The 14,729-nt window shown below is 40.5% G+C and carries 12 protein-coding genes; 4 read left to right on the top strand and 8 right to left on the bottom strand.

Going from position 1 to position 14,729, the window contains the following annotated elements; genetic code table 11:
* Positions 1-15: 15 nt before the first annotated feature.
* Together H6614_05355 and lspA are read left to right on the top strand one after the other, a co-directional pair.
* Positions 16-729 carry a conjugal transfer protein TraR gene (locus H6614_05355; protein MCB9243079.1) on the top strand — a complete coding sequence of 238 codons (714 nt, stop codon included), beginning with the start codon at positions 16-18 and terminating at the stop codon, positions 727-729.
* A gap of 8 nt (positions 730-737) precedes the next feature.
* Positions 738-1,511: a signal peptidase II gene (gene lspA, locus H6614_05350; protein MCB9243078.1), complete on the top strand. Its 774-nt coding sequence runs from the start codon at positions 738-740 to the stop codon at positions 1,509-1,511.
* Here lspA and H6614_05345 read toward each other — a convergent pair whose 3' ends face one another.
* Positions 1,512-1,853, bottom strand: coding sequence for a 4Fe-4S dicluster domain-containing protein (locus H6614_05345; GenBank protein ID MCB9243077.1), 342 nt, complete (start codon positions 1,851-1,853; stop codon positions 1,512-1,514).
* Between the two features lie 193 nt (positions 1,854-2,046).
* On the opposite strand from H6614_05345, the gene secA reads away from it, so the two are divergent.
* Positions 2,047-5,118, top strand: a complete 3,072-nt coding sequence (gene secA, locus H6614_05340) for a preprotein translocase subunit SecA (GenBank protein ID MCB9243076.1) — start codon at positions 2,047-2,049, stop codon at positions 5,116-5,118.
* 5 nt (positions 5,119-5,123) lie between these two features.
* A complete protein-coding gene (locus tag H6614_05335) occupies positions 5,124-5,546 on the top strand; it encodes a hypothetical protein (protein MCB9243075.1) in 423 nt (140 codons plus the stop codon).
* On the opposite strand, the gene H6614_05330 is transcribed toward H6614_05335, so the two are convergent.
* The 7 genes from H6614_05330 to H6614_05300 all read right to left on the bottom strand — a co-directional run bounded on the left by H6614_05330 (position 5,539) and on the right by H6614_05300 (position 14,709).
* On the bottom strand, positions 5,539-6,876 hold the full coding sequence (locus H6614_05330) for an FAD-dependent oxidoreductase (protein MCB9243074.1): 1,338 nt from the start codon (positions 6,874-6,876) through the stop codon (positions 5,539-5,541). The two genes, H6614_05335 and H6614_05330, sit on opposite strands and share 8 nt — an antisense overlap.
* Positions 6,869-7,744 (bottom strand): presqualene diphosphate synthase HpnD, encoded by an 876-nt coding sequence (hpnD, locus tag H6614_05325; protein MCB9243073.1) that lies wholly within the window; start codon positions 7,742-7,744, stop codon positions 6,869-6,871. The genes H6614_05330 and hpnD overlap by 8 nt, the downstream gene beginning before the upstream one ends.
* A 3-nt stretch (positions 7,745-7,747) precedes the next feature.
* Entirely contained in the window at positions 7,748-8,641 is an 894-nt protein-coding gene (gene hpnC / locus H6614_05320) for a squalene synthase HpnC (GenBank protein ID MCB9243072.1), read from the bottom strand.
* A 95-nt stretch (positions 8,642-8,736) separates the two neighbouring features.
* Complete coding sequence (locus H6614_05315; GenBank protein MCB9243071.1) at positions 8,737-9,384, bottom strand: T9SS type A sorting domain-containing protein; 648 nt, start codon at positions 9,382-9,384, stop codon at positions 8,737-8,739.
* 1,471 nt (positions 9,385-10,855) lie between these two features.
* Positions 10,856-12,208 (bottom strand): T9SS type A sorting domain-containing protein, encoded by a 1,353-nt coding sequence (locus H6614_05310; GenBank protein MCB9243070.1) that lies wholly within the window; start codon positions 12,206-12,208, stop codon positions 10,856-10,858.
* Between the two features lie 155 nt (positions 12,209-12,363).
* Positions 12,364-13,428 (bottom strand): Omp28-related outer membrane protein, encoded by a 1,065-nt coding sequence (locus H6614_05305; GenBank protein MCB9243069.1) that lies wholly within the window; start codon positions 13,426-13,428, stop codon positions 12,364-12,366.
* A gap of 207 nt (positions 13,429-13,635) precedes the next feature.
* A complete protein-coding gene (locus H6614_05300) occupies positions 13,636-14,709 on the bottom strand; it encodes an Omp28-related outer membrane protein (GenBank protein ID MCB9243068.1) in 1,074 nt (357 codons plus the stop codon).
* Positions 14,710-14,729: the final 20 nt, after the last annotated feature.

Here is a 14,729-nt window from a genome sequence, read left to right as displayed (position 1 = left end):
CAAGGAGTACTGTCTTTGGCAAAGTCCACAACAAAGAAGAAAGCGAGTAAAAAGACTCCAAAAAAGAAAGTTGCACCTAAAAAATCAGTAAAAAAGACTGTCAAGAAAGCAGTTAAGAAAAAAGCTGTTAAAAAGGCAGTAAAGAAAAAAGCGACTAAGAAAGCTGTAAAAAAAGCTACTGTCAAAGCTACAGCTAAAGTTGTGACCAAAGCATCCGTAAAAAAATCAAGGATGCAAAGGAAAAAAGCTGTTGAGCAAACAAAGAGGCTCATTGAAGAAGCCAGACAAAAATCGGCGCCAAAGATAAAAAAATATAAACCGAACAAGAAAACAAGATATACTAAGGCTGAACTCGAACATTTCAGAAAGATCATACTCGAAGAAAGAAACAAAATAATTGAAAGCGCGAAGGCAAATATGCAGTCGCTCGTGGACGAAGAATCGAATTATGTAGGTGATAACCTGACCTATGCATCACACATGGCTGAGCAAGGATCCGATGAAATGGAAAGAGAAAAGAATTACATGTTCGTACAGAGAGATGAAAAATATCTCGGTTACCTGCAGGAAGCGCTGGTCAGGATAGACCAGGGCACATACGGTGTCTGCATCGACTGTTTTGAGACTCCGCATAACCTTTGTAAGACTTGCCCGTTAATTGATAAAGAAAGGCTGGAACTTGTTCCGATAACACAGCATTGTATAGAGTGTAAAAACATTAGAGGCTAAAGACAAAGTTGAGAATATTATTCGTATCATTATTTGTAATTGTACTCGACCAGGTAACAAAATTCCTTATAAAAGGTATTTCCATACCAAGCATAGGATTATTTATCGATGGAATCCCCTTCCGCACATCGATCAATATTATCAGCGACGTAGTACAGATAACCTATATCGAAAATCCGGGAATGGCTTTTGGATTACAATTGGGCAGTAAGCTATTCCTCTCACTCTTTACAGTCTTTGCTACATTCCTTATAGTGTATTTCATTTACAGGAATAGAAAAGAGCCTTTTTACATCCGGTTCGCGCTTGCATTGATCCTCGGCGGAGCGGTTGGTAATCTGATTGACAGACTCTTTTACGGAATGATATACGGATATGCTCCTTTGTTCTATGGAAATGTAGTAGATTTTATTCACGTGAATATCCCTGACATCGAATTATTCGGGAAAACTTTTTACTCCTTCCCTATATTTAATGTTGCGGACGTGGCTGTATCGGTTGGATTCGTACTCATTTTATTCGGATATAATAAGATCTTTAAACATCACAGTAATATCGATCCTGAAATACTTGCGGGAGGCGGGATATTAATAACGGAGTATCCTGTAGAAGACATAAATACAGGCTTGAACTCAAATGAAACATCATCGCTTAATAATAACGACAGTATGCAAAACATGACCGATGGTGTTCAGTCGGACCTTGAGCAGAGAAATTTAAGTTCAGATGAGATAAATCCGGAGCAATTAGAAAAACCGGAAGACGAAGAGAATAAGATATAATTACCTACCTACCCTTCCTATTTCGTCCAGTTTTAGTTTTTTAGCCAGTAGTTCTTCCTTATCTTCGACATGATTTGGGTCGGGCACACAGCAATCGACCGGGCAAACAGCGGCGCATTGGGGTTCATCATGAAAACCAACGCATTCGGTGCATTTATCGGGTACTATGTAGAAAAACTCATCGGAATAAAAACCTTCCGAACCTGATGGAGCGGCATCACCGGGACCGTACGTTTTCCCTATAAGTTCCCATTCCACACCGCCTTCATAGATGGCAGTATTGGGACATTCAGGCTCACAGGCGCCGCAATTGATGCATTCGGTTGTTATCATTATTGACATAGAAGGTTCTCCTTTGGTTTCTATAAATTAGATAAAGTATGGTATTTTTTCAATTTCAATATAAATGACACTTTTTTTGTTAAATAACGGAGCCGATTAGAGATTTCTTTTTATTTTTCTTTTGGAAACTAAAAGTGTTAAATTAGTAGTTCTAAATGATTAGAAATTAAAAATTTTACAGCAGGATAAATAAATGTTTAAGGTACTTTCAAAGATATTTCCTACAAAACACGAAAAAGACGTAAAAAATATACTTCCAATAATAGATGAGATCAATAATCACTATGAAGCGCTTGCCGGTCTCAGCGATGATGAGCTTCGCGCTAAAACACAGGGCTTTAAAGACCATATCAAAAACGAAACAGCAGAGATAGAGTCTCGATTAGCCGAGCTGAAGGAAAAGCTCTCCGGAGACATGGAACCGGATGAAAGAATCGATGCATATGACGAAATAAAGAATCTCGAGAAGGAATTAAAAGAAACGGTCGAAGCAATTCTGAACGACATACTTCCCGAAGCATATGCCGTGGTAAAAGACACATGTAGAAGGCTCTGCGGTAAGGAATGGACAGCAGCCGGCACCAAGATCAAGTGGAACATGATACCCTATGACGTACAGCTTATCGGCGGTATCGTACTTCACCAGGGTAAGATCGCAGAAATGGCAACTGGTGAAGGTAAAACCCTTGTTGCGTCATTCCCGCTTTATTTGAATTCATTACCGGGCAAAGGCGTGCATCTCATTACGGTTAATGACTATCTTGCGCAGAGAGATGCTGAGTGGATGGGTGAGATATTCAAATTTCACGGACTCACTGTCGGTATCATACTCAACGATATGAACTCCGACAAGAGAAAACAAATGTACGAATGCGATATTACTTACGGTACAAATAACGAGTTCGGATTCGATTACCTTAGGGATAATATGGTTGTAAACAGGGAGCATCTCGTACAACGCGGCCACAACTACGCTATTGTGGATGAGGTCGACTCTGTACTTATAGACGAAGCAAGAACACCGCTTATTATTTCCGGTCCGGTTGAAGCGTCCGAACATAAGTTCGATGACATCAACCCTATGATAAGGAATCTTGTAAACGCTCAGAGAACACTTGTAAACAATCTTACTGCCGAGGCAGAGAAGCTTCTCGAAAAAGGTGAAGCGATGACAAAGGATGATGAGGAAACCGCCGGGCTGTTAATACTAAGAGCTTATCACGGTCTTCCAAAACATAAAAGACTGGAAAAGCTTCTGAGCGAGCCGAGCAATAAAAAGCTCATGCAGACAACGGAAGCCTACTATATGCGGGATAAAGGAAAGGAAATGCATATAGTCGATGACGAGCTATACTTCGTCATAGATGAAAAATCACACATTACCGATCTTTCGGAAAAAGGAAGAGAGTATCTCGCGCCTTCATCAACGCAAAAGGATTTCTTCACACTCCCTGACCTTGGGACAGAGTTCGCCATACTGGACAACGATGATTCGCTTTCGGTGGAAGACAGGCAATTTAAAAAGGATGAAATTACAAAAATATATTCCGAAAGAAGCGACAGGCTTCACACGGTACACCAATTGTTAAAGGCTTACGCGCTTTATGAAAAGGACGTGGATTACGTGATTCAGGACGGTAAAGTGCAGATTGTAGATGAATTTACCGGACGTGTGCTTTCAGGCAGAAGGTATTCAGAAGGATTGCACCAGGCAATCGAAGCAAAAGAGGGTGTAAAGGTCGAGAAAGATACGCAGACACTTGCAACCATAACATTGCAGAACTATTTCAGGCTTTACAATAAGCTTGCCGGAATGACGGGTACTGCAGAGACCGAAGCATCGGAGTTCATGGATATTTACAATCTCGATGTGGTTGTCATCCCGACCAATGTAGATGTAATAAGAGATGACCAGAATGACCAGATATACAGAACGAAAAGAGAGAAATATAATGCTGTTATCGATCAAATAGAAAAACTCAAAAGCGAAGGCAGGCCGGTTCTAGTTGGTACAGCCAGCGTGGAAGTATCAGAGACTATATCGAGACTTCTAAAAAGGAAGAAGATACCACATGAGGTTTTGAACGCGAAACAACACCAGCGCGAGGCGCAGATCGTTGAAAACGCCGGACTACCGGGCGCAGTGACAATTGCAACTAACATGGCAGGACGGGGTACGGATATTAAGCTCGGACCCGGTGTAAAGGAAGAAGGCGGATTACATATAATTGGTACTGAAAGACATGATTCCAGGCGTATAGACAGGCAGTTAAGAGGTAGAGCAGGAAGGCAGGGAGATCCGGGTTCTTCGAGATTCTATCTTTCGCTGGAAGATGATCTTATGAGGCTATTCGGTAATGAGAGGATAGCAAGCGTAATGCAGAGACTGGGATTCGAGGAAGGACAGGCGATCGAGCATAGCATGATCACAAACTCAGTCGAGCGAGCGCAGAAAAAGGTGGAGGAAAATAACTTCGCTATCAGGAAGAGACTTCTCGAATACGATAACGTTATGAACCAGCAAAGAGAGGTCATATACGAATTGAGACGACAGGCTCTCATGGGCGAGAGACTGAAAGACGAGATATTCGAAATGGTGGAGAAGTCCATCGGGAATATTATAGAGAAGTACCAGGAATCAGCCGACGTACAAGGATTGATAGATGAAATACAGAGAACGTTCCTGATAAAACTCGACCTTTCTCCGGAAGAGTACCAAAGACTCGGCGAGGAAGGGTTGAAAGAGCTGATAGTAAAAGAGACACGCGATTTCTATAAGAGAAAGGAAGAGAGATATGGCACCGAATTGATGTCGAATGTCGAGAGGTTCGCGATGCTGACCGTTATCGATGAGAAATGGAAAGAGCATTTGAGGGAAATGGACGATCTCAAGGAAGGAATCAACTTCCGCGCGTACGCGCAAAAAGATCCGCTCATCGAATACAAAATGGACGGATTTAAACTCTTTGCGGAGATGCTCGAGGCGCTATACACAGATGTTATAAGCTTTATATTCAGATTCACTACACAGACAGGTGAGCAGTTCACGGACAGACCAAAGGAAATGAATACATCCAGGATGCGTACCCAGCATGCATCATCGACTGGAATGGGCTTTACAGCCGCTCCGGTAATGAATGAGATCGATGAGGCTACGCCCGGTAAACAGGAACCTGTAAAAGTTGACAAGAAGATTGGCAGAAACGATCCATGTTTCTGCGGAAGCGGAAAGAAATATAAACATTGCCACGGTAAGGGAAAGTAAATTAAATGCAGATACCTTTTTCTGAGGAAACGAACGAACTAATATTTGAAATAAAAGAATACTCCGGCAAAGGATTGAACAATCTCAGCGACTTCGGTACGCTGACAGAGATGTCAAAAGGAGCCGGGAATAATGAAGGCTTCGAGAAGCTTATATTTAATGGGAAATACGCTCACGGATTAAAGCGAGTACTGGAAAAAGACGTGAGTATCCCGGATGAAGCAAAGCAGAATATATTCGACCAGTTTCAATCTGCTGTAGAGAGTCTCATAAGATCGGTCAAAGACATACTCGATACAGGTGACCCGGAAATACAGAGCTATTTTGAGACTAAATACCTGCTTCTCACACAGGACAACATATCTAACCTTATGTCACTTGCATCAGACCTTGCATCCTGCAAAGAATATTACAACTCACTCAAGTAACAGCCTTTATTATAAGATCCGTACATTTCTTTGCGCTGGTAATTGCGCTTTCGATAGTGGCTGGATAACCCGTATCCGTCCAATCACCCGCAATGAATAGATTTTGACAGAAGGTTTTTTGAGGCAGGCGGTATTTTATGCTTTCATTATCAGGAATGAAGGTAGCACGCTTTTCTTTGATTACCTTATATCCTGAGACAGGAATAGAGTCGAAGTTTTTAATAGATGCGCAAAGGTCCGCGTATGCGATTTCATATATCCTTTGTGATTCGGTATCAGTGATCGAATCCCCTTCCCCGTCATCTATAAAATCCGATCCGCTTATGACAAGAGATAAATGGCGGGGATTCCTCTTAAATATCCACTGAACTGTCCTGCCGATAAGACCGGTCATCCCGAACGAGTTATCAGCAAGCATGCTTTCCGGTATGTCTTCCGAAAAGAATATATGAATGGATGTTATCGATGAAGATCTGAGATTAGATACTTTTTTAAAAGGTTCAATATTGCTAAACACCTCTGTAAATCTAAAAAACGGTACAGCTGAGATAAAATAATCCGCGGTGATCTTTTCCCCGTTTTCCTTCACTGCTGAGATCATTTTATCACCGTCTAATTCCACCGAACTTATCTTAGCACTGGTAAAATAATTTATCCCTTTTGTGTCGAAATACTTTATTGCATCATCTATAAAAAGTTCATTTAGGTTTACGTTTGGTATCACCAGGTTGGAATTTCCCGGTTTGAGAAACCCGATCCTCAATATATTCATTAACAATTCACCGCTTACATTTTCCGGCTTTGCGTTGAAAACCGCGTAAATAAAGGGCTCCCAGAAGTAAGTGATAAGATTTTGGGTCTGCCCGAGCTTGTCCAGAAGTTCCAAGGCATTCATACCTTTTCCCGATCTGAGGAATCCCGGCGATAACATAGATAGAGCAAGCTTATCTTTTGCGGTGAATTTCTTAAACTTATATAACCCGGAAAGGATGTCGAATGGGGCAGGTAAATTTGGTGATTTGAGCTTTAAGACACTACCATCTGTATCGATAAAATTAACCTCGAGACTTTTCTGAAAACTTAACTTCCCGAAAGTGCCGATAATTTTTAAGTAATCGAGCGTATTTTTATACCATCCGGCTAAAATATGCTGGCCGTTATCGAAATAAAGCCCGGTTTTACTATCTTTAAAACTGTACGCTCTTCCGCCTAGTTTCGGTGAGGCTTCGTAAATTGAAATGTCAAACTTATCTTTTCGTGAGGAAAGAAATACAGCTGAAGCTAATCCCGCAAGTCCACCGCCTATTATTGCAACACTCTTCTTATCCATTTGGTAAGTCTCTCGGATCTTTCATGCTATAATATAGCCTGCACTTTAGATATATCCCGAACGTGTATAAAAGTTTTTTAAACTTAGATACTTTAATATTGTTTGAATACACATCATACTTTTTCATTTCAATCTGCCTCAAAATGTCAAAATATATATGTTCCATTATACGGGCTGGAAACATTAAACCCGTATCCTTTGCAGTAAGCAATTCGTTAGCTTCCTTATAGTATTTATGCGCCCGGTCCGCCTCATACTTCATCAATGCTATGAAATTATTATTATAAACATTATTCAGCAGTTCGTCCTCAGTGTAATTGAACATCTCCATGTCATCAAGCGGAAGATATATTCTCCCATTCTCAGCATCTTTTTTAACATCCCTGAGAATATTGGTCAATTGCAGAGCTACGCCAAGCTTCACGGCAAAATCCCTTGTAGCGGGATCACTATAGCCGAATATCTCGATTGACATCAAGCCAACTGTCCCCGCCGCGCAATAGCAGTATTCATAAAGCTCTTCGAAGGTTTCATACCTGGTTTTTTCCAGGTCCATTTTCATTCCCCTGATAAGATCGGTAAAGGGCTCCGTTGGGATCTTAAATCTTTTTATAACTTTACTCAGTTCGTTAAGCAAAGTATTATCGGAATTTCCTGCCAGCGAAGATTCAAAGTCCTGCTTCCATTTTGCCAGATCGTTCTCTTTCTCTTTATGACTCCGGTTTTCATTATCGACGATGTCATCTGTCTTTCGGCAAAAGGCATATATTGTGTTTATTGCATCATTTTTCTCCTTCGGGAGAAGAGAAAACGAGTAAAGAAAGTTCGTTTTGCTTTTTTGTGTTATTTCCCTGCCGGTATTCTGCAAATCTTAAACCCTCGACATGAACGTTTTTAAAATAAGTGATATTTTGTCCGATTTTCCAAGCTTAACTCTGCGTGACAAAACGGTGTAATTTAATAGTTCGATCTTATTCAGAATTTCATTTCCGCCCAGATAAGTCGCTTTTATTTCATAACGCAGTCGTCCGGATAGCTCATCAACCAGCGGTTTCCCATGTAGGAATATCCTGCGCGTTTTTTCAACTAATTCCTTAACTACCGAAATAAATCTTTCATCTTCCACCTTCTTAAACAGATCATCATACGCATAATCGTATTTCTTCATGATATTCTGCGGAATGTAAACCCGCCCTATTTCCAGATCCGGTGACACATCCTGCCAGAAATTAGTCAATTGTAAAGCCGTACAAATACTGTCCGAATAAGAAAAAAGCCTCTCATCCCTATCCGGATCATATCCAAAAACATATAGTACAAGATGCCCGATCGGATTAGCTGATAATGCAGAATAATCTATCAATTCTTCAAATGAATCATATCTTTGCCTCACAGAATCCTGCTTAAAGGCAGCTAATAGGGCGGTAAATTCATTCAAAGGTATTTTTAGGTCGGAGGCAGTAACCGCCAGCGCAGGAAGGAAGTTATACCGCTCATCATAATTTTTTACATCGCCTAAGCTAGCTCTTAAATTCACCTCAAGATCATTTAATTGCTTTAGTTTTGTGTCAACATCCAGATCACCGCTATCGGCAATATCATCGGCAAAACGGGCAAAAGCATAGATACTCCAGACATATTTACGCTTTTCTGCCGGGACCAGAATGGACCCGACAGGAAAGTTTTCATAATGACCTTTAGCTATTCCCTCACAATACCGAAAGGACTCTTCTACGGAAATTATATTACCCGTGGTTTGCTCCATTTAAACAAAAATAACCTTAATATTGAAATAATATAATAAAAAAATCCGGATTCAAACTAAATCCGGATTTATATTAAAATCTTTGGTTTTTTATGTTACTTCATCAGTACCATTCTTCTTGTCTCAACGAAATCACCTGCCTTTATTCTATAGTAGTATACACCACTCGAAAGATCCGATGCATTTAGCTGTACATTATAATTACCTGCCTGCTTCAGTTCATTTACCAGTGAAGCAACTTCTCTTCCAAGCATATCGTAGACCTTCAGCGTTACGAAACTTTGCTGAGGAATGGAATATGCAATCGAAGTTGATGGGTTAAACGGATTCGGGTAATTTTGCTGTAAAGCAAACTGATCCGGGATCTGCGAATTATTTCCAATGCCTACAAGGTTAGAAACGATCAGTTTCAATGTCCTGGTATGTACTCTAGGCGGAGAAATACTGTTATCCGTTCCGGTAACTATAATATCATAAGTCCCGAATGGCACGGTTGCCGACACATCAGCCTGAATGTTTACGCTGGATGGAAATGATGTTAATGGATTAGGTGTAAACGTAATTCCGATCGAACCGGCGCCAGGAGTTGGTGAAATTGTATGGGTGAATTGAACACTTCCGGCATACGGTCCCAGTACGGGTATATCGGTCGGCTTACCGACGGATGCATTCACATTAGAGTAAAGCGTATCCGGTCCGGAAAAATCTATTCCGAAATCAGGTAAAGTAGCAGTATAATCCATCATGCTATTCTGCCTTCCATCCATCCAGAAAGGTAAAGTTATCGTCGATCCTGAAATACTCTGGTAATCACCAATATAGTATGCCTGACCACTACCCTGAGATTGTTTCACAACATTAGGGTTGAATGGTTGATTCGATATCTTGAAGTTAGGTGAGAATGTCGCGCCGCCGTCTGTAGATACAGAACCATAAGCTTCAGTCCAAAGGTTACCCGGGTCATTTCTGGAATCATACCAGAATACCCAGACTCGACCCTGATTATCAACTGAAATGTCACTCATCCATTGATCGAATAATGTTGCATCGTCATTGATTTTTGTTGGCGTAAAAGTATTCCAGTTAGCTCCGCCATTTGTTGACCTTACAACATAAACATCTGCATTATCCGGTCCGGGAGAATTAGCTGAATAGTTAAGATAGACGTTTCCATTGAATGGTCCGCCTGATTTATCAACTGCGATCTGCGGAAACCCGTTTACGCGAATGTCACCTTTTAATACTAATCTGCCCGAAGAATGAAGAACGCCGGGTTCCGTATAAGCCGCTATTGTCTGCGATGTAGTCCATGACGATCCTCCGTCTGTGGACATCCTTAAAGAAGCCCCTCCTGAACCGTACCAAACTGCATAGACCTTACCATCCGGACCGACCTCTACGTTTGAACCCTGTGCACTACCCGGACCATATAGTGTAGTTGGACCCGTCCATGATGATCCATTATTGGTACTTCTGTAGAATTTTATTGCGACCTGAGTAGTAAAATCGCTATAGGTTAGATAAAGATAATTAGAATATGTTCCATTAGTTTGATCACCTGCCACCCATTGCTTATCGGTTACATTCGAAGCAGTAGAGAATGCATTACCAAGGTTTGACCAGCTTGTTCCGCCGTTAGTGGAACGCCAGACTCTAACTCCATTGAAAAGAACCGTGTAATAAGCCCAGCCATTGTGGTCAAAAGCAAACACAGGATCACCCTGGCTCGAACCGGTACTAACGTTACTCCAGTTGAGTCCGCCGTCATTTGTTACATAAATATTTGATGAACTAACAACCGCCCTGTTATCACCTGCAACAAAATTCAATGGATTTGTTGGGTTAACAAGAATATGCGGTTCACCAAATCCGGCTACGGTTGTAGCTCTGATGTTATCGAATGGACCTACGGAAACTATTGCATCTATTCCATAAGGCTCAAGTGTGTAAGCCTTATTAGGTGCTGTATAGGTCATCATTTTTGGAAAGTAGTCCACACCGAATACAGGAGCATTAGCATCTGTCTGTGACAGTCCTGTATTGGTAAGTATAAAAAAAGCTAATAATGCACCTTTCCCCCAAAAGAAGCATTTCGAAAAAAGGTTATTTCCTCTCATCTCAATTGTAAGTTGTTTTATATTATAAAAATGAAAACCCGCCATTAGGATGACGGGTTCCCATAAATCAAAGTTTTATTGCCTGTAATACAATTTCTTACTTGTTCAAAATGAACTTCTTCGTCTGGCTGAAATCACCTGCTATCAGCTGATAGAAATAAACACCTGATGATAAATTAGATGATGCAACAAACTGCTCGGTATAATTACCTGCTTGAAGATCCCTGCTAATTATTGAAGCAACTTCTTTACCTACTACATCATATACTTTTAATGTTACATATGATGCTTTAGGAATTGAGAAGTTGATCGTTGTGCTTGGGTTGAATGGATTCGGGTAATTCTGAGAAAGTTTGTATTCAGTCGGAACACCTGTATTATTATTAACAACACCTGTAACGTTATCAACGAGTTTCAATACGCTTCCGTCACCTGCTACAGCATATCCGTAAATGTCATTTCCTGATCTGTAGAATTCCATGTGAGTAATACCTGTTAAACCGGCTGTTGTCATAACAGTAAAAGTTTGACCGCCGTCTGTGCTTTTTGCAATAACACCACTTGCGCCGGCACCTGCTGAAACGTAACAAATATTTGTTCCTTCTATCCATTTACAGGTAGCATAACCACTTAGACCGGTGATTGTAGAACTTGTCCATGAAGTACCGCCATTTGTAGTTCTTGCAATAGATGGAAGTGAGGTATTTGTTGCTGCAATACCGTTCATTTTGTTATCGCTCATTGCGTAACCGGAAGTAAATGAACCTGTAATACCGAGGTTTCCGATAACCCATGTTGAGCCGCCATTGGATGTGTAATACACCCTGGAAGCACCGGCATTAAGACCGAAGCCATAAAACTGGTTATCGATAACAACGACAGAGTTCTGAGCTGATGCAGCACCCGATACTCCAGGAGGATTAGTTACTGACCAGTTTGCGCCACCGTTAGTTGTGACCGGGAAATAATATTGTTGACCCGCTCCTGTTGGAGGATCGCTTTGAGCAACACCAAAAGTTGGGGTTGTTTTTGAGAATGTAATAGCGTTAAAGAATCCACCTGTACCTCCTGTTGAAAGTACGGTCGACCAGGTTGTACCGCCGTCAGTTGTCCTGTAAAATGATGCGTTACCACCTGCTCCGCCGGATGCTCCACCGTTTCCACCATACATTTCGGTAGCGCTACTCATCCATCCACAGTAAAGTTCTAATGCACCAAGACCTGTACCTGTTGCGGATGTGAAGTTAGCACCGCCATTTGTAGATACAAATACTTGAGGTGATCCGTTAGGACCGCCGAATACAGCGACAAGATTAGGACCTGCTACAGAAATACTTGGAAATGTACCTGCACCGGTTACAAACCCTGCAAAAGTCCATTGTGAAAAAGCATTCTGGTTGATTAAAGCAAATACTAAGAAAAGAAATGCTAGGAAGTATTTTTTATACATTTTCCCCTCCAGGTTATTTTAAATTGTTAAACATTTTCAAATCTTAATGGTTTGGTAATATCTCAATAAGACATTTAAAAATCAATAATAAAACGGGTGAAAAATTTTATTTCACCCGTTTTTTACTCTCTTACTTCTAAAACCAATAACCGTAACTACTTGGTCAAGATCATTTTCTTGGTTGCAGTAAAATCGTTAGTGCTTAGAGTGTAGAAATACACACCGCTTGCCAATTTGCTACCGTCAAACTCAGCATTATAGGTTCCTGCTTTCAGGAAGCCATTATCAATATAGGAAGCTACTTCATTTCCAAGAATGTCATAAAACTTAAGACTTACATTTCCATCCTTAGGAACTGAGAAGAAGATATTAGTTGTCGGGTTGAATGGATTTGGATAATTTTGCTTCAACTCGTAGCTGCTTACTATATTGCCTGTATTGTGAATACCGGTTGGATTATCTACTTCAATAGCTCTTGATTGACCTACAGTATTTGAGGTTGACATGCTGCCGCCGTTTGTCCAGGTAACAATGTTTAATCTGCAATTCTCTGCTACGTATTCAGCAGGAATTGTATAAGAAACATTTTTGGTAACTGTAGAATTATCTCCGGTGAATGTCAGTACTTCACCCATGTCACCATTGATCATACCCTTAACGACGTTATCGTGTGTAAAGGATGCTGATCCCGGACATGAACCGTTTCCGGTCTGGGTAAAGATGATGTTATCTTCCGTTAAGATAAAATTCACTCTCTGCTCTCCTGACGGAGTAACAAGTGTTGTGAAATCTATTGTAGCAGTTAATTCTCTCGTTGATGAATTATAATTCATCGCTGCGAGATTTATTTCGATAGTAGGCTGTTGTGTATTCGATTGAATTACAACCTGGTTATTCCACGCATCTCTTGAAATAATACCAGATTTTCTACCTACTACACCGGTCGGGTAAGCGCTGAATCCGAATAAACTGATCATGTTACCGCAAAGACCATCCCATGGATCACTGCTTCCGGGAGGACCGTGGTATCCTAAAACTACTGTTTCAGGATAGTTTTGTAAAATAGCATGAATAATAGTCTCGGCGCATGGGCACCACTGGCACCATGTACCGGTCGCATATTCAAGTGTTGTGTTAAACCCTGTTTGTGAGTATGATGTATTATTGCCGGCGATCGACAATAATAATACAACACTCAAAATAGTAAAGAGTTTTTTCATTCTCTTATACTCCTTTTAATTATAAGATTGAGTTATTTATATACAAATGTGCCCTTATAAGCGAATTTAACTTAAGATTTCATAAATTTCAATACTTTAATATTATATTTTTTCATATTTTCACCATAATTTAACCCTATTTTATACAAAAAACCCCCGCCCGGAAATTATCCGGGAAGGGGTTGAAATAATCGTTTTAGGATATACCTATTTAGTCAGGATCATCTTTTTAGTATCAACGAAATCATTGGTACTAAGGGTGTAAAAATAAACCCCGGATGCTAGCTTACTGCCATCAAATTCAGCATTGTAAGTCCCTGCTTTCAGGAAGCCATTATCAATATATGAAGCAACTTCGTTTCCAAGAATATCATAGAATTTCAAGCTTACATTTCCATCCTTCGGAATTGAGAAGAAAATATTAGTCGTTGGGTTGAATGGATTTGGGTAATTCTGCTTTAATTCGTAGCTTGACGCTATGTTGCTGTTGTGAATTCCTGTCGGGTTATCAACCGGAGTATGTTTTGTTTGACCAACATCTCCCTGCGTTGAAACACTTCCTCCATTTGTCCAGAAAAGTATATTCAGCTCACAATTCTCTGCTACAAATCCGGCCGGGATAGTATAATTCACATTTTTGATAACTGTAGAATTGTCTCCGGTAAAGGCAACCACTTCACCCATAGAACCGTTTATTAAACCCTTTACCACATGATCATGGACATAAGTATTACTTCCATTACATCCATATTGAGAATATCCTACTTGAGGATAAACTAAATTGTCTTCAGTTAGAATAAAATTAACGCGCTGTTCACCAACCGGCGTTCCGATCGCTGTAAATTCGATTGTAGCGGTTATCTGCCTGGTTGATGAGTTATAATCAAAAGAAGAAATATTTATCTCAGCAGAAGGTTGAACATTGCTGGTTTGATTAATAACCTGACCATTCCATGCGCTTCGTGAAACTATTCCGCTCCTCCTGCCAACTACTCCTGTAGGATAGGCATTAAACCCAAAAAGGCTTATCATTGGTGCACTGTAGCTGTCCCAGGGATCACCGTATCCAACGGGACCGTGATAACCTAGTACCATTGTTTCCGGAAAAACAAGAAGGATATTGTCTATGACATCGTGACCGCATGGACAATAGCCGCACCATGTACCTGTACAGTATTCGATGACTGTATTAAAACCTGTTGGAGTTTGAGAGTATGAATTATTGTTACCTGCAATAGATATCAATAAAACAATACTTAAAACCGTAAAGAATTTTTTCATTTCCCTTCCTTCCTTTTAAT

Source organism: Ignavibacteriales bacterium, from assembly GCA_020635255.1.
Lineage (GTDB): Bacteria > Bacteroidota > Ignavibacteria > Tepidaquicellales > Tepidaquicellaceae > JAEYVS01.
This window is presented reverse-complemented; position numbering and strand designations above follow the sequence as displayed.